Origin of the sequence: Cellulomonas sp. Leaf395 (assembly GCF_001424125.1) — a bacterium.
Taxonomy (GTDB): Bacteria; Actinomycetota; Actinomycetes; order Actinomycetales; family Cellulomonadaceae; genus Cellulomonas.
The window spans coordinates 509,555-531,749 of the sequence record NZ_LMQI01000004.1 but is presented as its reverse complement, the minus strand read 5'-3'; the positions used below and the strand labels follow the sequence as shown (position 1 = coordinate 531,749).

Annotated in this window: 19 protein-coding genes; 10 read left to right on the top strand and 9 right to left on the bottom strand. The window is 72.5% G+C overall.

Features of this window, described 5'->3' with window-relative positions:
- Positions 1 to 145 precede the first annotated feature (145 nt).
- Entirely contained in the window at positions 146 to 2,725 is a 2,580-nt protein-coding gene (locus tag ASG23_RS13975; RefSeq protein WP_056025937.1) for an ATP-dependent Clp protease ATP-binding subunit, read from the bottom strand.
- 227 nt (positions 2,726 to 2,952) lie between these two features.
- On the opposite strand from ASG23_RS13975, the gene allB reads away from it, so the two are divergent.
- Positions 2,953 to 4,272, top strand: a complete 1,320-nt coding sequence (gene allB, locus ASG23_RS13970; protein WP_056025935.1) for an allantoinase AllB — start codon at positions 2,953 to 2,955, stop codon at positions 4,270 to 4,272.
- 4 nt (positions 4,273 to 4,276) lie between these two features.
- Here the strand turns inward: allB and ASG23_RS13965 are convergent, their stop codons facing one another.
- Positions 4,277 to 4,957 carry a YoaK family protein gene (locus ASG23_RS13965; RefSeq protein WP_056025933.1) on the bottom strand — a complete coding sequence of 227 codons (681 nt, stop codon included), beginning with the start codon at positions 4,955 to 4,957 and terminating at the stop codon, positions 4,277 to 4,279.
- A 29-nt stretch (positions 4,958 to 4,986) separates the two neighbouring features.
- Here ASG23_RS13965 and ASG23_RS13960 point away from each other — a divergent pair, with 29 nt between their 5' ends.
- From ASG23_RS13960 to ASG23_RS13920, 9 genes are all read left to right on the top strand, one after another.
- On the top strand, positions 4,987 to 6,063 hold the full coding sequence (locus tag ASG23_RS13960; RefSeq protein WP_056025930.1) for an acetamidase/formamidase family protein: 1,077 nt from the start codon (positions 4,987 to 4,989) through the stop codon (positions 6,061 to 6,063).
- Entirely contained in the window at positions 6,060 to 7,568 is a 1,509-nt protein-coding gene (locus ASG23_RS13955; RefSeq protein WP_056025928.1) for an AtzH-like domain-containing protein, read from the top strand. Before ASG23_RS13960 ends, ASG23_RS13955 begins: the two co-directional genes overlap by 4 nt.
- Complete coding sequence (locus ASG23_RS13950) at positions 7,565 to 8,782, top strand: pyridoxal-phosphate-dependent aminotransferase family protein (RefSeq protein WP_056025926.1); 1,218 nt, start codon at positions 7,565 to 7,567, stop codon at positions 8,780 to 8,782. The genes ASG23_RS13955 and ASG23_RS13950 overlap by 4 nt, the downstream gene beginning before the upstream one ends.
- Positions 8,782 to 10,026, top strand: coding sequence for an allantoate amidohydrolase (locus ASG23_RS13945; protein ID WP_056025924.1), 1,245 nt, complete (start codon positions 8,782 to 8,784; stop codon positions 10,024 to 10,026). Before ASG23_RS13950 ends, ASG23_RS13945 begins: the two co-directional genes overlap by 1 nt.
- Before the next feature lie 12 nt (positions 10,027 to 10,038).
- Entirely contained in the window at positions 10,039 to 10,842 is an 804-nt protein-coding gene (locus ASG23_RS13940) for a Cof-type HAD-IIB family hydrolase (protein WP_056025923.1), read from the top strand.
- Positions 10,842 to 11,402 carry an alpha/beta hydrolase family protein gene (locus ASG23_RS13935; RefSeq protein ID WP_056025921.1) on the top strand — a complete coding sequence of 187 codons (561 nt, stop codon included), beginning with the start codon at positions 10,842 to 10,844 and terminating at the stop codon, positions 11,400 to 11,402. Before ASG23_RS13940 ends, ASG23_RS13935 begins: the two co-directional genes overlap by 1 nt.
- Before the next feature lie 46 nt (positions 11,403 to 11,448).
- Entirely contained in the window at positions 11,449 to 12,501 is a 1,053-nt protein-coding gene (locus ASG23_RS13930) for an aminotransferase class V-fold PLP-dependent enzyme (protein WP_056026340.1), read from the top strand.
- 166 nt (positions 12,502 to 12,667) lie between these two features.
- Positions 12,668 to 14,770, top strand: a complete 2,103-nt coding sequence (locus ASG23_RS13925; RefSeq protein ID WP_056026337.1) for an MMPL family transporter — start codon at positions 12,668 to 12,670, stop codon at positions 14,768 to 14,770.
- A 102-nt stretch (positions 14,771 to 14,872) separates the two neighbouring features.
- Complete coding sequence (locus tag ASG23_RS13920; RefSeq protein ID WP_056025919.1) at positions 14,873 to 17,641, top strand: cation-translocating P-type ATPase; 2,769 nt, start codon at positions 14,873 to 14,875, stop codon at positions 17,639 to 17,641.
- On the opposite strand, the gene ASG23_RS13915 is transcribed toward ASG23_RS13920, so the two are convergent.
- The 7 genes from ASG23_RS13915 to ASG23_RS13885 all read right to left on the bottom strand — a co-directional run bounded on the left by ASG23_RS13915 (position 17,642) and on the right by ASG23_RS13885 (position 22,192).
- Entirely contained in the window at positions 17,642 to 18,391 is a 750-nt protein-coding gene (locus ASG23_RS13915) for a PIG-L deacetylase family protein (protein WP_056025917.1), read from the bottom strand.
- 9 nt (positions 18,392 to 18,400) lie between these two features.
- Positions 18,401 to 18,955, bottom strand: a complete 555-nt coding sequence (locus tag ASG23_RS13910; protein ID WP_056025915.1) for an O-acetyl-ADP-ribose deacetylase — start codon at positions 18,953 to 18,955, stop codon at positions 18,401 to 18,403.
- A gap of 786 nt (positions 18,956 to 19,741) precedes the next feature.
- On the bottom strand, positions 19,742 to 20,179 hold the full coding sequence (gene dtd, locus ASG23_RS13905; RefSeq protein ID WP_056025914.1) for a D-aminoacyl-tRNA deacylase: 438 nt from the start codon (positions 20,177 to 20,179) through the stop codon (positions 19,742 to 19,744).
- Positions 20,176 to 21,126, bottom strand: a complete 951-nt coding sequence (locus tag ASG23_RS13900) for an asparaginase (RefSeq protein ID WP_442856822.1) — start codon at positions 21,124 to 21,126, stop codon at positions 20,176 to 20,178. Before ASG23_RS13900 ends, dtd begins: the two co-directional genes overlap by 4 nt.
- 11 nt (positions 21,127 to 21,137) lie before the next feature.
- Positions 21,138 to 21,485, bottom strand: a complete 348-nt coding sequence (locus ASG23_RS13895) for a DUF2516 family protein (protein ID WP_056025910.1) — start codon at positions 21,483 to 21,485, stop codon at positions 21,138 to 21,140.
- A gap of 19 nt (positions 21,486 to 21,504) precedes the next feature.
- On the bottom strand, positions 21,505 to 21,924 hold the full coding sequence (locus ASG23_RS13890) for a type II toxin-antitoxin system VapC family toxin (protein ID WP_056025909.1): 420 nt from the start codon (positions 21,922 to 21,924) through the stop codon (positions 21,505 to 21,507).
- Position 21,925: 1 nt separating this feature from the next.
- Complete coding sequence (locus ASG23_RS13885; protein ID WP_056025907.1) at positions 21,926 to 22,192, bottom strand: type II toxin-antitoxin system Phd/YefM family antitoxin; 267 nt, start codon at positions 22,190 to 22,192, stop codon at positions 21,926 to 21,928.
- Between the last annotated feature and the right edge of the window lie 3 nt (positions 22,193 to 22,195).

The window sequence follows — 22,195 nt, the reverse complement described above, 5'->3', positions numbered from 1 at the left end:
CGAACTCGTCAGCTCCGGTCGAACGCGTCTGTTGCAACCGACGAGCTCGACCGGAAGTGACGAGTTCGTCGCAACGGGGCCCCGAGCGCGACGAACGCCCCGGTTCTCCGAGGAGAACCGGGGCGTTCGCCGTGCGGTGTGCGGGTCAGCCCACCTGAGGCAGGGTGCCCGTGCCGCCATCGCTGATGGCCGGACCCGCCGCGGGCAGGTCGGTGCCCGAGCCGGGGGTGCCGTACGAGGCACCGACGGCCACCGGCTCCGCGGGGTGCGCGCCGCGCGGGACGCCACGGAACGTGAACTCCCCGAGCAGACCCTCGCCCTCGGCGTCCACGATCACCAGCTGACCGGCCTTGAGCTCGCCGAAGAGGATCTTCTCGGACAGTGCGTCCTCGATGTCCCGCTGGATGGCGCGGCGCAGCGGCCGAGCACCCAGGACCGGGTCGTAACCCTTCTCCGACAGCAGCTTCTTGGCCGCGGGCGTGATCTCGATGTCCATGTCCTTGTCCCGCAGCCGCTTGGCCAGCTTGGCGACCATGAGGTCGACGATCTGGAAGATCTCCGGCTGGGACAGCTGCGGGAACACGACCACGTCATCGACGCGGTTGAGGAACTCAGGCCGGAAGTGCTGCTTGAGCTCGTCGTTGACCTTCGACTTCATGCGCTCGTACGACGTCGACAGGTCCCCGCCGGCCTGGAAGCCGGTCATGAGGCCCTTGGCGATGTCCCGGGTGCCGAGGTTGGTGGTCATGATGATGACGGTGTTCTTGAAGTCGACCACCCGGCCCTGCGAGTCGGTCAGGCGACCGTCCTCGAGGATCTGCAGCAGCGAGTTGAAGATGTCCGCGTGGGCCTTCTCGACCTCGTCGAACAGGACCACCGAGAACGGCTTGCGCCGGACCTTCTCGGTGAGCTGGCCGCCCTCGTCGTACCCGACGTAGCCGGGGGGCGAGCCGAACAGCCGCGAGACGGTGTGCTTCTCGGAGAACTCCGACATGTCGAGCTGGATCAGCGCGTTCTCGTCGCCGAACAGGAACTCCGCGAGCGCCTTGGCCAGCTCGGTCTTCCCGACGCCCGTGGGGCCGGCGAAGATGAACGACCCACCGGGACGCTTCGGGTCCTTGAGCCCGGCGCGCGTGCGACGGATGGCCTGCGAGAGCGCCTTGATGGCGGCGTCCTGGCCGACGACCCGCTTGTGCAGGTTCTCCTCCATGTGGAGCAGACGGCTGGACTCCTCCTCGGTGAGCTTGAACACCGGGATGCCTGTGGCGATCGCCAGCACCTCGGCGATGAGCTCCTCGTCCACCTCCGCGACCGCGTCGAGATCGCCGGACTTCCAGGCCTTCTCCTTCTCCACGCGCTTGAGACCGAGCTGCTTCTCGGCGTCGCGGAGACGGGCTGCCTTCTCGAAGTCCTGCTCGTCGATCGCCGACTCCTTGTCGCGACGCGTCTCGGCGATCTGCTCGTCGAGCTCGCGCAGCTCCGGCGGAGCCGTCATGCGGCGGATGCGCAGGCGTGCGCCGGCCTCGTCGACCAGGTCGATCGCCTTGTCCGGCAGGTAGCGGTCGTTGACGTACCGGTCCGCCAGCGTGGCGGCGGCGACCAGCGCGGCGTCCGTGATGGAGACGCGGTGGTGGGCCTCGTACCGGTCGCGCAGACCCTTGAGGATCTCGATCGCGTGCGCCAGGTTGGGCTCGGCCACCTGGATCGGCTGGAAGCGGCGCTCCAGGGCCGGGTCCTTCTCGACGTACTTGCGGTACTCGTCGAGCGTGGTGGCCCCGATGGTCTGCAGCTCGCCGCGCGCCAGCATCGGCTTGAGGATGCTGGCGGCGTCGATCGCGCCCTCGGCGGCACCTGCCCCGACGAGCGTGTGGATCTCGTCGATGAACAGGATGATGTCGCCGCGCGTGCGGATCTCCTTGAGCACCTTCTTCAGGCGCTCCTCGAAGTCACCGCGGTAGCGGCTGCCGGCCACGAGCGCGCCCAGGTCCAGCGTGTAGAGCTGCTTGTCCTTGAGCGTCTCGGGCACGTCGCCGCGCACGATGTCCTGCGCGAGGCCCTCGACGACGGCGGTCTTGCCGACGCCGGGCTCCCCGATGAGGACCGGGTTGTTCTTGGTGCGGCGGGACAGCACCTGCATGACCCGCTCGATCTCCTTCTCGCGCCCGATGACCGGGTCGAGCTTGCCGTCGCGCGCAGCCTGCGTGAGGTTGCGGCCGAACTGGTCGAGGACGGCGCTGCCCGAGGGCTGGCCCTCCTGCGGACCGCCGGCGGCGACGGGCTCCTTGCCCTGGTAGCCCGAGACGAGCTGGATGACCTGCTGGCGCACGCGGTTCAGGTCCGCGCCCAGCTTGTTGAGGACCTGGGCGGCGACGCCCTCGCCCTCGCGGATGAGGCCGAGCAGGATGTGCTCGGTCCCGATGTAGTTGTGGCCCAGCTGCAGCGCCTCGCGCAGCGACAGCTCGAGGACCTTCTTGGCGCGCGGGGTGAAGGGGATGTGACCCGACGGAGCCTGCTGGCCCTCGCCGATGATCTCCTGCACCTGGGCGCGCACGGCCTCGAGCGAGATGCCGAGCGACTCCAGGGCCTTCGCCGCGACACCCTCACCCTCGTGGATGAGCCCCAGGAGGATGTGCTCCGTCCCGATGTAGTTGTGGTTGAGCATCCGTGCCTCTTCTTGGGCAAGGACGACCACACGACGGGCTCGGTCCGTGAATCTCTCGAACATGTGCACTCCTCACGAGCTGCGTGCCGGCTCCCCTGGCTGGCGCACCTGGGGTCGACGGGGCGGCGTTGTTCGATGCTAACGGCGGGGTGGTACCTCAACTGCCCGTGTTCGCCGCAGGCGTGACGGTGTCCTGCCGGTGCCGAGGTTCTGGACCGCCGGGTCCGAGGTCCGGACGCGGCGGGGCGGCTGGCCGTAGCCTGACGCAGCCGACGACCACAGGAGCCGCCATGACCGAGCCTGACCTCGTCGTCCGCGCGCGGCGCGCCTGGGTGGACGGCACGTGGCGAGCCGCGCAGGTCGCGGTGACGGACGGGCGCATCACCGCGCTCGACGGACCGGTCCCGGCCGGGGTCACGGTGGTCGACCTCGCCGACGACGAGGTGCTGCTGCCCGGCCTCGTCGACAGCCACGTGCACGTCAACGAGCCGGGCCGCACCGCGTGGGAGGGCTTCGCGTCGGCGACCCGCGCCGCGGCGGCCGGTGGGGTCACGACGCTCGTCGACATGCCGCTGAACTCGATCCCGCCCACCACGACCGTCGAGGCGCTGGCCACCAAGCGGGCCGCGGCGGCCGGCAAGCTGAGCGTCGACGTCGCGTTCTGGGGCGGGGCCGTGCCGGAGAACCTGGGGTCGCTCGGGCCGCTGCACGCGGCGGGCGTCCGCGGCTTCAAGGCGTTCCTGACCCCGTCGGGGGTCGACGAGTTCGGGCACCTCGACCCGGGGCAGCTCGAGGCGGCGCTGACGGAGGTCGCCGCGCTCGGCAGCGTGCTGGTCGTGCACGCGGAGGACCCGGCCGACCTGCGCGGCGACGGCGCCCTGGGCGAGCGGTACGCCGACTTCCTGGCCAGCCGCCCGGCCGTGAGCGAGCGTCACGCGATCGGCCGGGTGATCGACGCGGTGCGCCGGACGGGGGCCCGCGCGCACGTCCTGCACCTGTCCGACGCCGGCTCGCTCGACCTGGTCCGCTCCGCGAAGGCCGAGGGGCTGCCGCTGACCGTCGAGACGTGCCCGCACTACCTGGCGCTGCGCGCGGAGGACGTGCCGTCGGCCGCGACGCAGTTCAAGTGCTGCCCGCCCATCCGCGACGCCGGCAACCAGGACCTCCTCTGGGCGGCCGTGCTCGACGCGACGATCGACGCGATCGTGTCCGACCACTCGCCGTCGACGGCCGACCTGAAGAACGCCGACTTCGGGTTGTCGTGGGGCGGGATCGCGGGCCTGCAGCTGGGGCTGTCGGTGGTGTGGACGGAGGCGCGGCGTCGCGGGATCGATCTGGACGTCCTGCTGCCGCTGCTCACCACGGGACCCGCTCGCGTCGCCGGACTGGACGCGGGAAGGCTCGCGGTCGGAGCCCCCGCGCACCTCGTGGCGTTCGCGCCCGACGAGCAGCGCGTGGTCGACGTGCACGCGCTGGAGCACCGGAACGCGGTCTCGCCCTACGACGGGGCCACGCTGACCGGCACCGTGCGGACCGTGTGGCTGCACGGGGAGACCATCGTGCGGAGCGGAGCTGTCACCGCTCCGGGACGGGGGCGCGCTCGTGCGTGAGCGATCAGGCCTCGCGGTGCGCGTGCCCGACGATCGCCGCCACCAGCGCGAGCACCCCCGCGAACAGCATCCCGACGCCCACCCCGCGCTCCCCGCCGATGTTCAGCAGCAGCGCGCCCACCGCGGCGCCGACCAGGATCAGCGCCACCGCGAGCGACCGGCGAGCCCAGCCGTCGCCGGTCCCGCCGGCGAGCCGCGAGTCGGCCGCCAGGCCGGTGAGCGTCGACGTCACGACCACCGTGGTGACGTCCTTGACCGCGAGCCGGCGCGCGCTCGCCGCCTGCAGCCCCATCGCGACGGCGAGGAGGGTCGTGACGACGAGCGCCCAGACCGTGCCCTCGACCGGGGGTGCGACGAACGCGCCCACGCCGAGCCCCACGGCGAGCACCCCGGTGGCCGCGAACGTGCCGCTCGTGCGGTGCGACCAGCCTGCCGGTGCGGTGCGCAGCACCCGTCCACCGAGCGCCGCACCGGCCAGGAAGCCGACCAGCGCGAGGGCCGGACCCGCCACCGGCAGGTCGTCGGCACCCGCGAGCGCCATGCCGAGGATGACCACGTTGCCGGTCATGTTCGCGGTGAACACCCGGTCCAGGCCGAGGTAGCCGACGGCGTCGACGATGCCTGTCGTGAACGTCAGTGCCAGCATGAGCACCAGGTGTCGGCGCGCGTCGTCCCAGGTCTTCATCACGGCGTCATCGTGGGGGTGCGGGACCGATGAGTGCAACGCTGCAGCCCGGCACGGGCCGGATCCGTGCCGCCGCCTACCTGCCCTCGACCCCGCAGACCGTCCTGTGGGGCCGCCTCCCGTGCGAGACCGACACCCCCGTGCTGCGCATCGAGCCGGGCACCGAGGTCACCATCGACACGGTCAGCCACGAGGGCCTGCTCGACGACCAGGGCAGCGACCCGCTGGCGTACTTCACGGGCCACGGCGTCGAGCCGGGCGACGTGCTCACCGACGCGGTCGAGATCGTCGGCACCCTGACGCGCGACCCCGCCGACGGGCCGCACGTGGTGACCGGGCCGATCCACGTCGCGGGCGCGGTGCCCGGCGACCTGCTCGCCATCACCGTCCTGGAGACCACCCCGCGAGTGCAGTACGGGGTGATCTCCAATCGGCACGGGCGCGGCGCGCTGCCGGGCGAGCTGCCGCGCGGTCCGGAGAACGTGAGCGTGTTCGCCACAGTCAAGGACGGCACCACAGGCTGCCTGCCGGCCGTCGAGGGCGGCGAGCGCCTGATCGAGTTCCCGCTCGCGCCCTTCCTCGGGATCATGGGCGTTGCGGTGGCCGGCGACGAGCGCCCGCACTCCGTGCCGCCGGGTGCGCACGGCGGGAACATCGACATCAACCTCCTGCAGGTGGGCAGCACGCTCTACCTGCCGGTGCAGGTGCCAGGCGGGCTGGCGTACGTGGGCGACCCGCACTTCGCGCAGGGCGACGGCGAGGTGGCGCTGACCGCGCTGGAGGCGTCCCTGCGGGTCACGCTCCGGTTCGACGTGGTCCCGGCCGTCGAGGCGCTCGCGCGGTTCGGTCCGTTCGAGGGCCCGCTCGTCGAGACGTCGGAGTACCTGGTGCCGACCGGCCTCGACAAGGACCTCGGCGAGGCCGTCCGCAAGTGCGTCCGGGCGGCGCTCGCGCTGCTGCAGGCGCGGTGGGGTCTCGACGAGCACCTCGCGTACGCGTACCTGTCCGCGGCCACCGACATCGACATCTCGCAGGTGGTCGACCAGGTCTGCGGCGCGCACGCCCGGATCCGGGTGGCGGACCTCGACAAGGTGGTGGCCCAATGACGATCCCGACGGACCTGCAGGAGGCGTTCGACGCCTACGAGCGCGCGCTCGCCGACGACGACGTGGCCGTTCTGGACGACCTCTTCGCCCCCGGTCCTGACACCCTCCGCGGCGACAGCAACGGCCTGCTCGTCGGGCACGACGCCATCAGCGCGTTCCGCAGCACCCGCGGCGGGATCACCCCCCGGGTGCTGGACCGGATCGAGACCCGCCGCCTGGCCGACGACTGCTGGCTGATCGTCGCGACCTCCCGGTACGAGGGCGGGGGCATCGGGCTGCAGACGCAGGTGTGGCAGCTGGCGGAAGGCCGCTGGCGCATCACCGCCGCCCACGTCACCGGCCGCACGCCCAGCTTCGACCGGTCCGTGTGGCGCACGGTCGGCGACCCGCTCTACCAGGGCGCGTTCGACGGTCCCCTGCTGGGACTGCGCGTCGCGGTCAAGGACGTGTTCGCCGTCCGCGGGTACCGGGTCGGCGCCGGCAACCCGACCTGGCTGCGCGACGCGGCCCGCGAGCGCCAGCACGCGCCCGCGGTCCTGGACCTGCTCAAGGCCGGTGCCTCGGTGCGCGGCCTGGCCCGCACCGACGAGTTCGCCTACTCGATCGCGGGCGCGAACCCGCACTACGGCACCCCGGCCAACGGCGCCGTCCCGGGGGCGCTCCCGGGCGGCTCGTCGAGCGGACCGGCGACCGCGGTCGCGACCGGCCAGGCGGACGTGGGCCTCGCCAGCGACACCGCCGGGTCGGTCCGCGTGCCGGCGTCGTACCAGGGCTTGTGGGGCCTGCGGACGACGCACGGTCTCGTGCCGAGGCAGGGCATGGTGCCGTTGGCACCGTCGTTCGACACCGTCGGCTGGCTCGCCCGCGACGGCGCGACGCTCGACGCGGTCGCCACGTGGTGCCTCGAGGATGACGCCCCACCGCTCCCGCCGCGCCGGCTCGTGCCCGTCGAGGTCCTGCAGCTGGTCGAGCCAGCGACGCGCGAGGCGTTCGAGGCCTGGTCGGGTGGGGGCATCGAGGAGGTCGAGGTCGGCCCGCTCGACGAGTGGTTCGAGGCGTTCCGCGTCGTGCAGGCCGCGGAGGCGTGGCGGGCGCACGGCACCTGGCTCACCGCGCACCCCGACGCCGTCGGACCCGGCGTGCGTGAGCGGTTCGCGATCGCGAGCGAGGTGACCGCCGACCAGGAGGCCGCCGCCCGCGCGGACGTCGAACGGCTGGCGACCGCGATCCGCGCCGTCGTGGACGACGCCGTCCTGGTGATGCCGACGACGCCCGGGCCGGCACCCTCCCGGACCGCGAGCGCGGACGAGCTCGACCGCGTCCGGGCCGCCACCCTGCGGATGACCGCGCTGGCCGGCATCGGCGGGCTGCCCGCGCTGACCTTCCCCGCGCTGACCTACCCGTCGGCGCTCGGACCGGCACCCGTCGGCGTCTGCATCGTCGGTCCCCGCGGCTCCGACCTCTCCCTCGTCCGCCACGCCCGCTCCCTCGGAGGACCCTCATGACCCGCCCGGTCAACCCGCCCGCCCGCCTGCTCATGGGCCCCGGGCCGGTCAATGCCGACCCGCGCGTGCTGCGCGCCCTGTCCACACCGCTGGTCGGGCAATACGACCCGGTGATGACGGGGTACATGAACGAGACGATGGCGCTGTACCGCGAGATCTTCGCGACGCGCAACGAGGCGACCGTGCTGGTCGACGGCACGTCGAGAGCCGGGATCGAGGCGGCCCTGGTGTCCCTCGTCCGTCCCGGCGAGCGCGTCCTGGTCCCGGTGTTCGGGCGGTTCGGGCACCTGCTGGCGGAGATCGCCATGCGCGCGCAGGCCGAGGTGCACACGATCGAGGTGCCGTGGGGGCAGGTGTTCCCGACATCGGTCGTCGAGGAGGCGATCGTGCGGGTGCGCCCGCACCTGCTCGCGATGGTGCAGGGCGACACGTCGACGACGATGCTCCAGCCGCTCGACGAGCTCGGTGCGGTCTGCCAGAAGCACGGCGTGCTGTTCTACACGGACGCGACGGCGTCCCTGGGTGGAAACCCGTTCGAGATGGACACGTGGGGCCTCGACGCCGCCACGGCCGGTCTGCAGAAGTGCCTGTCGGGTCCGTCGGGGAGCGCGCCGATCAGCCTGTCCGAGCGGGCGGTCGACGTGATCCGCGGACGTCGCCGGATCGAGGCCGGGATCCGGGAGGAGTCCGACGAGGACACCGGGGAGCCCGTGCACTCCAACTACTTCGACCTCGGCATGATCCTCGACTACTGGGGACCGCGGCGGCTCAACCACCACACCGAGGCGACGAGCATGCTCTACGCGGCGCGGGAGTGCGCCCGGATCATCGTCGAGGAGGGCCGGCAGGACGTGATCGACCGGCACGAGCGGGCCGGTCGCGCGATGCTCGCGGGCGTCCGTGGTCTGGGGTTGGGGGTGTTCGGCGACGTGGCGCACAAGATGAACAACGTCGTCGCGGTCGAGATCCCGGATGGCGTGGACGGCGACGCGGTGCGCGGGGCGATGCTCCAGGACTTCGGCATCGAGATCGGCACGTCGTTCGGCCCGCTGCACGGTCGGGTGTGGCGGATCGGCACGATGGGCGCCAACGCGCGCCTCGACACCGTGCTCACCACGCTCGCCGCGCTGGAGCAGGTGCTGCGCCGCGCGGGTGCCCGGGTGCCGCACGGCGGCGGCGTCGACGCGGCCTACCCGGCCTGGTCAGCGGCCTGATGCTCGACGTCCACACCGCCGCCCGGCGCATCATGGCGCGCTGCGACGAGCTCGCGGCGTACACCTCGATGACCGACGGCATCGAGCGCGTCTACCTCTCCCCCGAGCACGCCCGCGTGAACCGGCTCGCCGCGCGCTGGATGCGCGAGGTCGGGCTGGACACGTGGCAGGACGCGGCCGGCAACCAGTGCGGGCACCTGGCCGGGCGGGACCCGGAGGCGCCGTCGCTGCTGCTCGGGTCGCACCTGGACACCGTGCGTGACGCCGGCCGGTACGACGGGATCCTCGGCGTGCTCATGGCGATCGAGGTGGTCCGCGCGCTGCGGCCCCAGGTCGGTTCTTTCCGCTTCGGGCTCGACGTCGTCGCCTTCTGGGACGAGGAGGGTGCCCGGTTCGGCACCGCGCTGCTCGGGTCGTCCGCGATGGCCGGTCGTTGGGACGAAGCGTGGTGGGACCTGACCGACGAGCACGGCACCACGCTGCACACGGCGTTCAGCGAGTTCGGCCTGGACCCGGGCCGCATCGGCACCGCCGCACGCGCGCCGGAGTCGTTGGCCGGGTACCTCGAGGCGCACATCGAGCAGGGCCCCGAGCTCGACGACGGCGGAGCGCCGCTGGGCGTCGTCACCTCGATCGCGAGCGCGCGGCGGTTCGCGGTGCAGATCGACGGCGAGGCCCGGCACGCCGGCGGCGCCCGGTACGAGAAGCGGCACGACGCCCTGCTCGGCGCCAGCGAGGTCGCGCTCGCGGTCGAGCGGCTGTGCCGCGCGGAGCACCACATCATCGGCACGGTCGGCCGCCTGGAGACGTTCCCGGGTGCAGTCAACGTGGTGCCCGGCGAGGCGCGGCTGACGGTCGACCTGCGCGGCGAGCACGACGACGACCGCGACCGCGTCTGGGGCGGCATCACCCGCGAGCTCGACGAGATCGCCGGCCGGCGCGGGCTGACCTGGTCCGCGCGCGAGCTCCACGAGGCACCGGCCGTCAGGTGCGACGCCCTCCTGCAGGACGTCGTGCGCGCCGGGATCGAGGACACGGGCCGCCGGCACGTCCCCGCGCTGTTCAGTCGCGCCGGGCACGATGCCATGGCGATCGGGGCGGTCACCGGCGTCGGCATGCTGTTCCTGCGCAACCCCGACGGCATCAGCCACCACCCGGACGAGGACGTCAGCCTGGCGGACGTGGAGACCGGCCTCACCGCGCTGGTCGCCACGGTCGAGCACCTGGCCCGCGAGACCGCCTGAGAAGATCGACCCGTGGAACCTCCCGTCTTCGACGCCGTCCCCGACATCCGTCTCATCGCCGTCGACATGGACGGTTCGCTGCTGGACGACGAGAAGCAGATCCACGACGACTTCTGGCCGCTGCTGGACGAGCTGGCCACCCGCGGGATCCTGCTGTGCCCGGCGAGCGGTCGGCAGTACGCGACCCTGCGGCGTCAGGTGGGCCGCGACGAGCTGGTCTACATCGCGGAGAACGGGGCCTACGTCGTGCGGCACGACGAGGAGATCAGCGTGGACGGCCTGTCCCCGGCGACGGCCCGGGAGGCGGTCGAGGCGGTGCGCGCGGCGACCCACCTGGACCTCGGCACGGTCCTGTGCGGCAGGCGCTCCGCCTACGTCGAACGGTCCGACGACCCGTTCCTCGAGCAGGCCGTGCCGTACTACGCGAAGCTCGAGGTGGTCGCCGACCTGCTCGCGGTCGACGACGACGTGCTCAAGGTCGCCGTCTACGACTTCGGGTCGGCGGCCACGGGCGCCGGCCCGCTGCTGCAGCAGTTCGACGCCCTGGTGTCGGGCGAGCACTGGGTGGACGTCATGAGCCCGACCGCGGACAAGGGGCACGCCCTGCGCGCGGTCCAGGACACCCTCGGGATCACCGCCGACCACACGATGGCGTTCGGCGACTACTTCAACGACGTCGGCATGCTCGACGCCGCGTCCTTCTCGTTCGCGATGGACAACGCGCACCCCGACGTCCGGGCGCACGCGCGGTTCGTCGCCCCCTCCAACAACGCCAACGGCGTGGTCCGCACGATCCGCTCGGTGCTCGGTCTCTGATGTCAATCGCCGGCCTGCTACTCACCCCCGGCTTCGGCGGGACCCGCGACGGCGCACCGCTCGTCGCCGTCGAGAAGGCCGTCGCCCCGCTGCCCGTGCTCCGGCTCGACCTCCCGAAGACCGCGGCGCCGGCGGTCGCGGAGGTCCGGGCGCAGGCCGAGGCCTTCGCGTCGTCGTTGGGCGTCGGCACCGGGGACCTGGTCCTCGGCGGCCGCTCGTTCGGTGGCCGCATGTGCTCGATGGCCGTCGCGCAGGGTCTGCCCGCCGCCGGCCTGGTCCTCCTCTCCTACCCCCTGCACCCGCCGGGTCGGCCCGACACGCTCCGGGTCGCGCACCTGCCGGACATCCACGTCCCGGTCCTCGCCGTCTCGGGCTCGACCGACCCGTTCGGCTCCCCCGACGAGCTGACGGCCCACCTGGCCGCGATCCCCGGACCGGTCACCACGGTGTTCCTCCCTGGACCCCACCTGCCGACGAGCGCGACCGCCGTCGCGACCGCGGTCCGCGACTGGCTGGCCAGCCTCCACGACCCCGACGGGCCACCGACGCTCCGTCCGTGACCGGTCGTCGTTGTGCGAGGTCGGAGTGCACGCGACGATCAAGGACATGGACGTCCTCGACACGCTGCGCGCAGCGTTCGTACCCGTGCCCGGCTACCTCGACGCCGCCACGTGCGGTCTGCCCACGCGGGCGACGGTGACGGCGATGCACGACGCCCTCGACTCCTGGCAGGCCGGGAGAGCCGACCTGGCCGCGTACGACGAGGCCGTCTCCGCGTCGCGACAGGCGTACGCCCGGCTGGTCGGTGTGGCGCCGTCGTGGGTGGCGGTCGGCTCGCACCTGTCCGTCCTGGTCGGCATGGTCGCGGCGAGCGTGCCGGACGGCACCGAGGTGCTCACCGTCGACAGGGACTTCGCCTCGGTCGTGTTCCCGTTCCTGACCCACGCGGACCGCGGTGTCACCGTCCGGACCGTGGCCCTCGAGGCGTTGGCCGACGAGGTCCGCCCGTCCACCCACACGGTCGCGTTCTCCCTGGTGCAGTCGATCGACGGACGCGTCGCCGACGTCGACGCGATCCGTGCCGCCGCCGCAGCCGCGGGCGCCCTGACGCTCTGCGACATCACGCAGGCCGCCGGCTGGCTCCCGGTGGACGCGGCCCTGTTCGACATCACGGTGTGCGCGTCCTACAAGTGGCTGTCGGCACCGCGGGGGACCGCGTTCCTCACGGTCGGACCGGACCTGCTGGACCGGCTGCGCCCGACGAGCGCCGGCTGGTACGCGGGCGAGGAGATCTGGTCGTCGGTGTACGGGCCGACGATGCAGCTCGCCCGGGACGCGCGGCGCCTCGACGTCTCCCCCGCCTGGCTCTGCTGGGTGGGCGCCGTGCCGGCCCTGGAGCTGTTCGCGGACGCCCCGCACGAGGCCGTCCACCGGTACACCGTCGGCCTCGCCGACGCCTTCCGTGCAGGGCTCGGACTGCCGCCCGGCGGCAGCGCGATCGTCCGCCTGCCCGATGACGCCGCCGGCTCCCGGCGAGCCCGGCTGGCGGCGCAGGGCACGCGCGCGGCGGGCCGGGGCGGGGGCCTGCGTCTCGCGTTCCACGTCTGGAACGACGCCGCGGACGTCGCGCAGGCTGTGGCTGCCCTGAGCAACTCCTGAGGGGAACCTGAGGGTCGATTAGGGGGTCTCCCTGATTTCCCTGGGCCGGGCGACGCCTAAATTCTAGTATCGCTACCAGCACCGACACCGGCGCCCCGACGAGGTATCACCCGTCGCGCGGGCCGCCCTTTACATGTCGTCGTCGACTCCCACGAAGGAAGTCTCCATGTCTCAGGTCGCCGGATGGATCACCCATCGCTACCTCAAGTTCGCCGTCATCGTCTTCTGGCTCGCCGTCCTCGCGCTCCTGGGCCCCCTCGCGGGCAAGCTCACGGGCGCGCAGGACAACGACGCCACGTCCTGGCTCCCCGCCGACGCCGAGTCGACCGAGGTGCTCGACGTCGCCGCCGGCTTCGTGTCCTCCAACACGATCCCCGCGGTCCTCGTGTACGAGCGCCAGGAGGGCCTCACGCCCGACGACCTGGCCGCCGTCGCGGCGGACGCCGAGGAGTTCGGCGCCCTGGACACGCTCGACGGTGAGGTGATCGGCCCGGTCCCGTCGCAGGACGGCGAGGCCGTCCAGATCATCGTGCCGCTCGACCTCGGCTCCGACGGCTGGAACCTCGCGGCCGACGCGGTCGACGACCTGCGGGCCACCGCGCAGGACGGTCCCGACGGGCTCGACGTCTACGTCACCGGCCCCGCCGGCAGCGCCGCCGACTCCTCCGCGGCGTTCGAAGGCATCGACGGCACGCTGCTGTACGCGGCGGTCGCCGTCGTGATCGTCATCCTGCTCATCACCTACCGCAGCCCGATCCTGTGGATCCTGCCGGTCGTGTCCGCGGGGGTGGCGCTCACGGTCTCGCAGGCTCTCATCTACCTGCTGGCGGACAACTACGACCTGACCGTCAACGCGCAGAGCGCCGGCATCCTCACGGTCCTGGTGTTCGGCGCCGGGACGGACTACGCCCTGCTGCTCGTCGCGCGCTACCGCGAGGAGCTGCGCAAGCACGGCGACCGGCACGAGGCGATGGCCCTGGCCCTGCACCGCGCCAGCCCGGCAATCATCGCGTCCGGAGCCACGGTCGCGATCGGCATGCTCTGCCTGCTCTTCGCGACCATGAACTCGACCGCCGGACTCGGCCCGGTCGCGGCCGTCGGCATCGGCGTCGCCGTGCTCGTCATGCTGACTCTGCTCCCAGCACTGCTGGTCACATGCGGTCGCTGGATCTTCTGGCCGCGCGCGCCGCGGCTCGGCGACGACGAGCCGTCCGAGCACGGCTTCTGGGCCCGTGTCGGCGGTCGGATCGCACGCCGCCCGCGTGCCACGTGGATCGGCACCTCCGCCGCCCTGGCGGTCGCGTGCGTCGGCGTCGTCGCGCTCAACGCGACCGGTCTGACCACCGAGGAGTCGTTCCGCGGCGCCCAGCCGTCGATCGAGGGCGAGAAGGTGCTCTCCGCGCACTTCCCCGGCGGAGCCGGCACGCCCGTCGTCGTCATCTCGAACGCGGACCGGGCGACGGAGGTGGCGTCCGTCTTCGGGGACGTCGAGGGCATCGACCCGTCGAGCATCACCGAACCCGCCGTCATCGACGACCTCGCCTACGTCGAAGGCACCCTGACCTCGGCGCCCGACAGCGACGACGCATACGCCGCCGTCGACCGGGTGCGCGACGCGGTCCACGCCGTGCCCGACGCGGATGCCCTGGTCGGCGGCGCCACGGCCGTCAACCTCGACGTGCAGCGCGCCTCGGCGGACGACAACCGGCTGATCATCCCGATCATCCTGCTCGTCGTCTTCCTCATCCTGATGGTCCTGCTCCGGGCGATCGTGGCCCCGCTGGTCCTCATCGGCACGGTCGTGCTCTCGTTCGGCGCCGCCATCGGCTTCAGCGCACTGGTGTTCAAGTACGTCTTCGGCTACGCCGGGGCGGACACCTCGTTCCCGCTGTTCGTCTTCGTGTTCCTGGTCGCGCTGGGGATCGACTACAACATCTTCCTCATGACCCGGGTCCGGGAGGAGACGATCCGGCTCGGGCACCACCGTGGCTCGCTGGTCGGTCTCGCGGCCACCGGTGGGGTCATCACGTCGGCCGGCCTGGTGCTCGCAGGGACGTTCGCGGTGCTGGGCACGCTGCCGCTCGTGGCATTCGCGGAGATCGGGTTCGCCGTGGCGTTCGGGGTGCTCCTCGACACGCTGATCGTCCGGTCGGTACTGGTCACCGCGCTGAACCTCGACATCGGCACGACGATGTGGTGGCCCAGCGCGCTGAGCAAGCAGGCCGAACCGGAGCCCGCCGAGAAGCCGGTGCCCGTCCCGGTGGCCTGAGCGCCACGCGAGATGCCCGGGTCGTTCCGTCGATCCGGGCATCTCGGGATAGCGTCTGCGCAGGGCCCTCCGTAGGGCACCCCCGCGCCGCCAGGAGCTGACGTGACCGAGATCGCTGAGACCCAGACCGCCACCGCGCCCGCCACCAGGTGGTGGGCGCTCGACCCGGAGGCCGCGACCGCGGAGCTCGCCACGAATCCGGCGACGGGCCTGTCCGCCGCCGAGGTCACGGCCCGGCGCGAACGGTACGGCTCGAACACGCTGACCGCGCAGGCGCCACCGTCCGTCTGGTCCGTCGTCTTCCAGCAGCTGCGCGACCCGATGAACATCATGCTGATCGCCGTCGCGGCGGTCAGCGCAGCCATCGGCCAGGGATCGACGGCGCTCATCGTCGGGTTCCTCGTGGTGATCAACGTGGTCATCGGCGCCCGCCAGGAGATGCTCGCGCGCAAGAGCGTCGACGCGCTGGCGACGATGCAGGAGCCGCAGTCCCGCGTGCGGCGGGACGGCGCCCTGGTGCAGATCCCCGCCCACGACCTGGTGCCCGGCGACATCGTCGAGCTCGAGGCCGGCGACATCGTGCCCGCCGACGGCCGGCTGCTGCGGACCGCCACGATGGAGACGCAGGAAGCGGCCCTGACCGGCGAGAGCACCCCCATCGGCAAGGACGTGATCACGCTCGCCGACGAGGAGGTCCCGCTCGGCGACCGCGCCAACATGGCGTTCCAGAACACGTCGGTCACCCGCGGCACCGGCACGATGCTCGTCACCGCGACGGGCATGACGACGCAGATCGGCACCATCGCCACGCTCCTGTCGTCGGTGGAGAAGACGAAGTCGCCGCTGCAGCGCGAGCTCGACAAGCTGACCAAGGTGCTCGGCGTCATCGCGTGGAGCGCGGTCGCGATCATCGTCCTCATCGGCGTCCTTCGCGGCCAGTCGGCGAGCGACCTGCTGTTCCTCGCGACGGCGGTCGCCATCTCCGCGATCCCGACCGGTCTCCCCACCTTCGTGCAGGCGATGCTCGCGTACGGCGCCCGCCAGCTGGCCGACGCGAAGGCCGTCGTCGCCAACCTCAACGACGTCGAGACGCTCGGGGCGACCAGCTCGATCAACTCCGACAAGACGGGGACGCTGACCCTCAACGAGATGACCGTGACCGCGCTCTACACGATCGGTCAGCACTTCACCGTCGAGGGCAGCGGCTACGCGAAGACGGGCAAGATCCTGCAGACCGCCGGCGCGGACGTGCCGGACCTGACCCCGCTCGCCTACGGCCTGTGCCTGGCCAGCGACGCGACCGTGTCCGACTCCGGCGACGTCATCGGCGACCCGACCGAGGCCGCCCTCGTGGTGCTCGCCGCCAAGCTGGGGATCGACGCGGAGGAGAGCCGCCGGACGTACCCCCGCGTCGCGGAGGTGCCGTTCGACTCGGCGTACAAGTTCATGGCCACCGCCCACTGGCTCCCCTGGCGTGGCGACCGGTCGCTGGTCGAGGTGGTGAAGGGCGGTCCGGACGTCGTGCTGCAACGCTGCACGCACGCCCTCGCCGGTCCTGGCCGGACCGTCCCGCTCGAGGACATGCGCGCAGACATCGAGGCGGAGATGGAGCGGCTCGCCGAGCAGGGTCTGCGCACGCTGGCCTTCGCGACGCGGTTCCTCACGCCGGCCGACGAGGCCGGCCTGGTCGCCGACCCGATGTCCTACGTCGAGGAGCTCGTCTTCGTCGGCCTGGTGGGCATCGTCGACCCGCTGCGGCCCACGGCCAAGGTGGCCGTCGAGATCGCCCTGAAGGCCGGCATCGAGGTCCGCATGATCACCGGCGACCACGCGGTGACCGCGAGCGCCATCGGCAAGCAGCTGGGCCTCGGCCCGGGAGCGATCAGCGGACCCGAGCTGGCCAGCCTCACCGACGAGGAGCTGCTGGAGCGGCTGCCGAACCTGCACGTGTTCGGCCGCGTCACCCCCGAGGACAAGCTCCGGCTCGTCCAGCTCATGCAGCGTCAGGGTCTCGTGGTCGCCATGACCGGCGACGCCGTCAACGACGCCGCCGCCATCAAGCAGGCCGACATCGGCGTCGCGATGGGCTCGGGCAGCGAGGTCACCAAGCAGGCCGCCCGCCTCGTGCTCACCGACGACAACTTCAGCACCCTGGTGCACGCCGTCGAGCTGGGGCGCAGCATCTACCAGAAGATCACCGCGTACATCCGCTTCCAGATGAGCCAGCTGATCGGTCTCGTGGTGCTGTTCCTCGCGGCGAGCATCTTCGACATCGCCGACGGCGTCGCGATGACCCCGATGATGGTGCTGTTCCTCAACTTCTTCGTCGCCGTGTTCCCGGTGATCGCGATCATGCTCGACCCGGTCGGCCCCGGGATCATGGACCGGGCGCCGCGCGACCCGAAGGTAGGCATCAGCAACGGCTACGCCGTGCGCCGCTGGATCCTGTACGGGCTGGTCCTGTGCATCGCCTCGGGGATCCCGCTGGTGTTCGGTCCGGACACCCCGGCCGCCGACACCCCGACGGCGTCGATGACGATGGCGTTCGTCGTCATGGGCCTGGGTTCGGTCCTGTCCGGGCTGGTCCTGCGGCGCGAGCCGGAGTCGGGCCTCGCCGCTCCCCTGCTGACGGCGGTGAAGGTGCTCTCCGCCCCGGTGATCCTCGTCGTGCTGGCCACCGAGCTGGACTTCCTGCAGGGGTGGCTCACGACGCAGTCGCTGTCGGGTCCGCAGTGGCTGGCCTGCCTGGGCCTCGCGCTGGTGCTGCCGATCGTCGCGGAGGTGGACAAGCTGATCAAGCGTCGCCGGGCGACCGCGCAGCCGGCCCTGCACCCGCAGCAGGTGGTGAGCCCGGCCCGCGCCCGCGGCTAGTCAGTCGAGCAGGGGCGGCGGCGCCTGGAGGTCGTGGGCCCGGAACAGGACCGCGTGCTCGACCCCCATCGCGCGCCCCTGCATCGACGCGATCATCGGGAGCATGTCCTTCGGGGCCGGATGCCCCGGCAGACCCGCGAGGTACTCCTCGTGCGCCTCCAGGGACGCGATCCCGGCCTGCAGGGCGTCCCCGGTGACGTCGACGCCGTGGGTCGGTCGGGGGTCGCCGCCGACGAGCAGCCAGCGAACCTGCCATGGCTCCAGCCCGTCGTCGTCGAGGAGCTCGGTGAACACCCATCGGTTGCCCGCGTCGCGGACCGCGTCCAGCGTCGCCAGCCCGGCGACGCGGTGGTCGGCCATGTTCAGCCCCGCGACGAACTCGATCTCCCAGGAACCGGTGAGCACCACGTCGGGCCGGTACTCCCGGATCCGTCGCGCGATGTCCCGCCGTAGGGGCAGCCCGTACTCGAGCACGCCGTCGGGATGCTCGAGGAAGCGCACGTCGGTGACACCGACCGCCGCGGAGCCGGTGATCTGCTCACGGGTGCGGATCTCCCTCGTGCGGTCGGGCGGGGACGCGTCCATGCCGGCCTCCCCGCGGGTGAGCACCAGGTAGGCGACCTCGACACCGCGGGACGTCCAGACGGCGACCGCGGAGGAGGTGCCGTACTCGACGTCGTCAGGATGGGCGACGACGCACAGCACGCGACGGAACTCGGAGTCCGGCAGCGCCGGCAGCATCTCGGGCATGCCCAGACGCTACGCGCGGTCCAGCTCCGCCCGGAAGGCGTCGAGCGCGGTGGCCGAGAAGAGCACGAACCGCACCAGCTCGATCCCGTGCGGTCGCGGATGACCCGGGGACCAGCCCGCCTCGGTGCCCTCCTGCCACACCCGGACGGTCCCCACAGCGACCCGCGCGACGTCCTCGACCGCCCACCCGTAGACACCGGCGCTGACCGCCGGGAACGCGACGCTGGACGCCCCCAGCCCCACGGCCAGCTCGAGGGGCCGCGCGAAGCAGGAGGACAAGAGCACAGGATCTGTCTGCCCTCGGTGCCGGTTGGGGCCGACGGTGTGCACGACCCAGCGGGCCGGCAGCCCGAACCCGGGCGTCGCAACGGCGTCGCCCACGGGCAGCCCACCCGGCAGCGTGGTCCGACGCAGCTCTCGGCACGCGTCGAGCAGCCTGGGCCCGGCGGCGGCGTGGATCGCGCCGTCGACGCCCCCACCACCGAGCAGCGACGAGTTCGCGGCATTGACGACGACGTCGACGTCCTGCGTCGTGATGTCCCCGAGGACGGCTTCGATCAGCATCGCCCCATCATGTCGGCAGTGAGGGGTGCAGACATGGGTAAGGCCCCTCGGACGCTTACTCCGAGGGGCCTTCACCGGTTGCCAGGGTACAAGGGGTCCACCGCCGGACGGGTGAAGGACGCGCGCGTCGTCCACATCTTTCGTCCACACCCCTGTGTTCACCGGGTGTTTCCGCAGGTCGACCTGTGGACAAGGGTGTGGGTAGAGCGGTGGACAAAGAAAGCTCGGAGAAGCCCTTGTGGCCCCCTACCGAACAGGGTTAGAAATCTCACATCGAGATCGACAGATCGAGAACCGCAGGCGAAGGATCCCTCTCGGGGAGTCTGAAACCGCAGGTCAGGTGGCCTCTTCGGAGATCGCGTGGACCGGGTCGATGACCGCCCGAACAGGGCCGGAACCTCGATGCGCGAGGCCCCTCGGGGACTCGAGCAGGCGGCGCAGAACGCCCTTCGGGGAGGTGGCGCCGGTGGGGACAGGCTGTGGATGTCGAGCCGACCGGAGAACGGACGACCACATCGTCGTGGCAACGCGACGACCCGCGGATGACGACGCGGGGGCCGTCAAGGACCGGAAGGTAGCTCGTAGTCGTCCCGCCCGCGGCGGGTCGTCGGCGCCGGAACCCCCTGGGGTGATCGTGTCGGCGACGAACCGGGAGCTGGGACGTAGCCGCACCGTCAGCGCGGCGTCGGTCACCGGTCTCCGGTGACGGAAGACCTGCGAGCTCGGAAGGGCCCCTCGGACGCTTACTCCGAGGGGCCCTTTCCCCGTTCCCGGCTGCGAGCACAGCTAGGCGTCCGGCACCGACTCCAGCAGGATCGTCACAGGTCCATCGTTGACCAGCTCGACCGCCATGTCCGCGCCGAACACCCCGGTGGCCACCTCGAGCCCGCGGGCGCGCAGGGCCTCCTCGACGGCCTCGACCAGCGGCTGCGCAACCGGACCGGGTGCCGCGGCGTTCCAGGTGGGCCGACGGCCCTTGCGGGTGTCGGCGTAGAGCGTGAACTGGCTGACCACCAGCACGGGGGCGCCCACGTCCACCGCGCACTGCTCGTGCCGCAGGATGCGCAGCTCGGCGATCTTGCGGGCGATCAGCTCGACCTGCGCCGCACCGTCGCCCGGCGTCACACCGACCAGCGCCACCAGCCCGGGCCGGTCGATCGCCCCGACCACGACGCCGTCCACGGTCACCGACGCGCGGGTGACGCGCTGGACGACCGCCCTCATGCGCCGAAGGTCGCGACGACCGCGCCGACGGGCCGTCCGCGTCCCAGGACCGGCGTCAGGGCGACCGCCTCGACGAGTGCAGGATCCACGCCCGCCACGGTCAGCGCGGCCGCGAGCACCGCAGGCCGGGGCCGCGACGACCCGTCGACGATCTTCAGCGCGACCGCCCCGCCGTCCGGCAGGCCGGCCGCGTAGACGCCGTCGGCACCGTCCTTGGCGACGAGGCCCGGGACCGCCTCCATGAACCGTGTGGCGTCCCGTCCGGTGCCGGCGACGTGCCACGGGTGCGCCGACATCGCCCGCCCGGTGCGCCGCGGCAGCAGGTCGTCACCGGACGCGAGGCGTGCGAACGACCGGGCGAGCCCGCGCAGCGTCGTCGAGAAGAGCGGAGCGCCGCAGCCGTCGACGGTCGCCAGGTCCACGGGCACCCCGGTGAGCTCTCCGACCACCTCGCGCGTGGCCAGCTGCAGCGGGTGCTCGGGCTCGAGGTAGCCCTGGGTCGGCCAGCCCGCGGCGACGCAGGTCGCGAGCATCCCGGCGTGCTTGCCGGAGCAGTTCTGCGTGAGCGGCTCGGTGCCGTGACCGTACGACCGCCACTGCCACGCGGAGTCGGGGTCCAGCGGCCAGTCGGGCGTGTTCCGCAGGTCCTCGGCACGCAGGCCTGCGCCGGCGAGGAGGGCGCGGACGACGTCGAGGTGCGCGGCCTCGGCGTTGTGGCTGGCGCACACCAGGGCGAGCTCGGCACCGTCGACGTCGAGCCCGGCGCGCAGCATCGCGACGGCCTGCAACGGCTTGAGCGACGACCGCGCCCACATCGTGGCGTCGGCGTCTCCGAGCACCAGACGCTCCGAGCCGTCCGGCGCGAGCACCACCACGTGACCGGAGTGCACGGACTCCACGAGGTCCCCGCGCAGCACCCGCGCGAGCGGGACCGCGGCGGTGGAGATGTCCCCCACGGTCACCAGCCGCCGGACGGTCCGCTCGGTCCGCGGGGTCCGTTGCGGCCCCGCCCCCCCGAGTACGGCGTCACGGCCGGCTTCACGTCCACGAGGTACACGATCCCGCCCACCGCGGCGAGCAGTGCGAGGAACGACGGGAGGTGCGGCACGCCGGGGATCGGGATCACGCTGAACGAGACCGCGGTGGCGACGCCGACGATCGCTCCCCAGAACCCCTTCGTCCGCTTCCCCGCCTGCGGGAACGCGTTCGACGGCCGCCGCAGCAGGTCGATCAGCGCCCACAGGCACAGCCCGAAGATGGCGATGTAGAAGACGAAGAAGATGACGACCTGCAGGCTCGCGATCACGGGTCGAGCCTACGAGACATCACGGGACGACGAGCAGGCCCTCGGCGCGCGCCGCGGCCGCAAGATGCTCGTCCCACGCGGCGACGACGAGGTCGGGCGACCGCAGCTCCAGGGCGGACGCGAGGTGCAGGGCGTCGGCGGCGCGCAGCGGGTGCCGACCGACGAGCACGGCGGCTGACGCGGTCACGGACTCCCGCAGCTCGAGCACGTGCAACCCGGGCCACAACCGCTCCCATGCGGCGAGCGCCTCCGCGGCGGTGACCTCGTCGAGCCGGCCCGCGCGCCTGCCACCGGCGAGCACCGCCCGGACCTCGGCGTTGGCCAGCCGGGACGTGACCACCAGGTCGGCGCCGTCCCACAGTGCTGCGACCAGCGCGGACCCGCCCTCGGCGACGCACAGCTTCACCAGCGCGCTGGTGTCGAGGTAGACGACCGCCATCTCAGCGCCGCAGCCGACGGACCAGGTCCGAGACCCCGCCCTTCGCCGCCGGGGCGCTCCGCTCCGTGGACCGGGCCGGCGGTCGGGGTGCCGGGGCCGACGTCAGCAGCCCGTCCCGCTCGAGCCGCGTCAGCAGGTCCGCCGCCTCGATGCCGCTGAGCCGGGCGACCGGGATCCCGCGTTCGGTGATCACCACGTCCTCCCCGGCGCGCGCGGCCTCGATCCACTGCCTGAGCTCTGCGCGCAACGCGCTGACCGAGACGTCCACGCA

Coding starts and splice junctions, on each gene's coding strand:
- ASG23_RS13975 (WP_056025937.1), bottom strand. CDS start 2,725: ATGTTCGAGAGATTCACGGACCGAGCCCGTCGTGTGGTCGTCCTTGCC.
- allB (WP_056025935.1), top strand. CDS start 2,953: ATGACCGAGCCTGACCTCGTCGTCCGCGCGCGGCGCGCCTGGGTGGAC.
- ASG23_RS13965 (WP_056025933.1), bottom strand. CDS start 4,957: ATGAAGACCTGGGACGACGCGCGCCGACACCTGGTGCTCATGCTGGCA.
- ASG23_RS13960 (WP_056025930.1), top strand. CDS start 4,987: ATGAGTGCAACGCTGCAGCCCGGCACGGGCCGGATCCGTGCCGCCGCC.
- ASG23_RS13955 (WP_056025928.1), top strand. CDS start 6,060: ATGACGATCCCGACGGACCTGCAGGAGGCGTTCGACGCCTACGAGCGC.
- ASG23_RS13950 (WP_056025926.1), top strand. CDS start 7,565: ATGACCCGCCCGGTCAACCCGCCCGCCCGCCTGCTCATGGGCCCCGGG.
- ASG23_RS13945 (WP_056025924.1), top strand. CDS start 8,782: ATGCTCGACGTCCACACCGCCGCCCGGCGCATCATGGCGCGCTGCGAC.
- ASG23_RS13935 (WP_056025921.1), top strand. CDS start 10,842: ATGTCAATCGCCGGCCTGCTACTCACCCCCGGCTTCGGCGGGACCCGC.
- ASG23_RS13930 (WP_056026340.1), top strand. CDS start 11,449: ATGGACGTCCTCGACACGCTGCGCGCAGCGTTCGTACCCGTGCCCGGC.
- ASG23_RS13925 (WP_056026337.1), top strand. CDS start 12,668: ATGTCTCAGGTCGCCGGATGGATCACCCATCGCTACCTCAAGTTCGCC.
- ASG23_RS13915 (WP_056025917.1), bottom strand. CDS start 18,391: ATGCCCGAGATGCTGCCGGCGCTGCCGGACTCCGAGTTCCGTCGCGTG.
- ASG23_RS13910 (WP_056025915.1), bottom strand. CDS start 18,955: ATGCTGATCGAAGCCGTCCTCGGGGACATCACGACGCAGGACGTCGAC.
- dtd (WP_056025914.1), bottom strand. CDS start 20,179: ATGAGGGCGGTCGTCCAGCGCGTCACCCGCGCGTCGGTGACCGTGGAC.
- ASG23_RS13890 (WP_056025909.1), bottom strand. CDS start 21,924: ATGGCGGTCGTCTACCTCGACACCAGCGCGCTGGTGAAGCTGTGCGTC.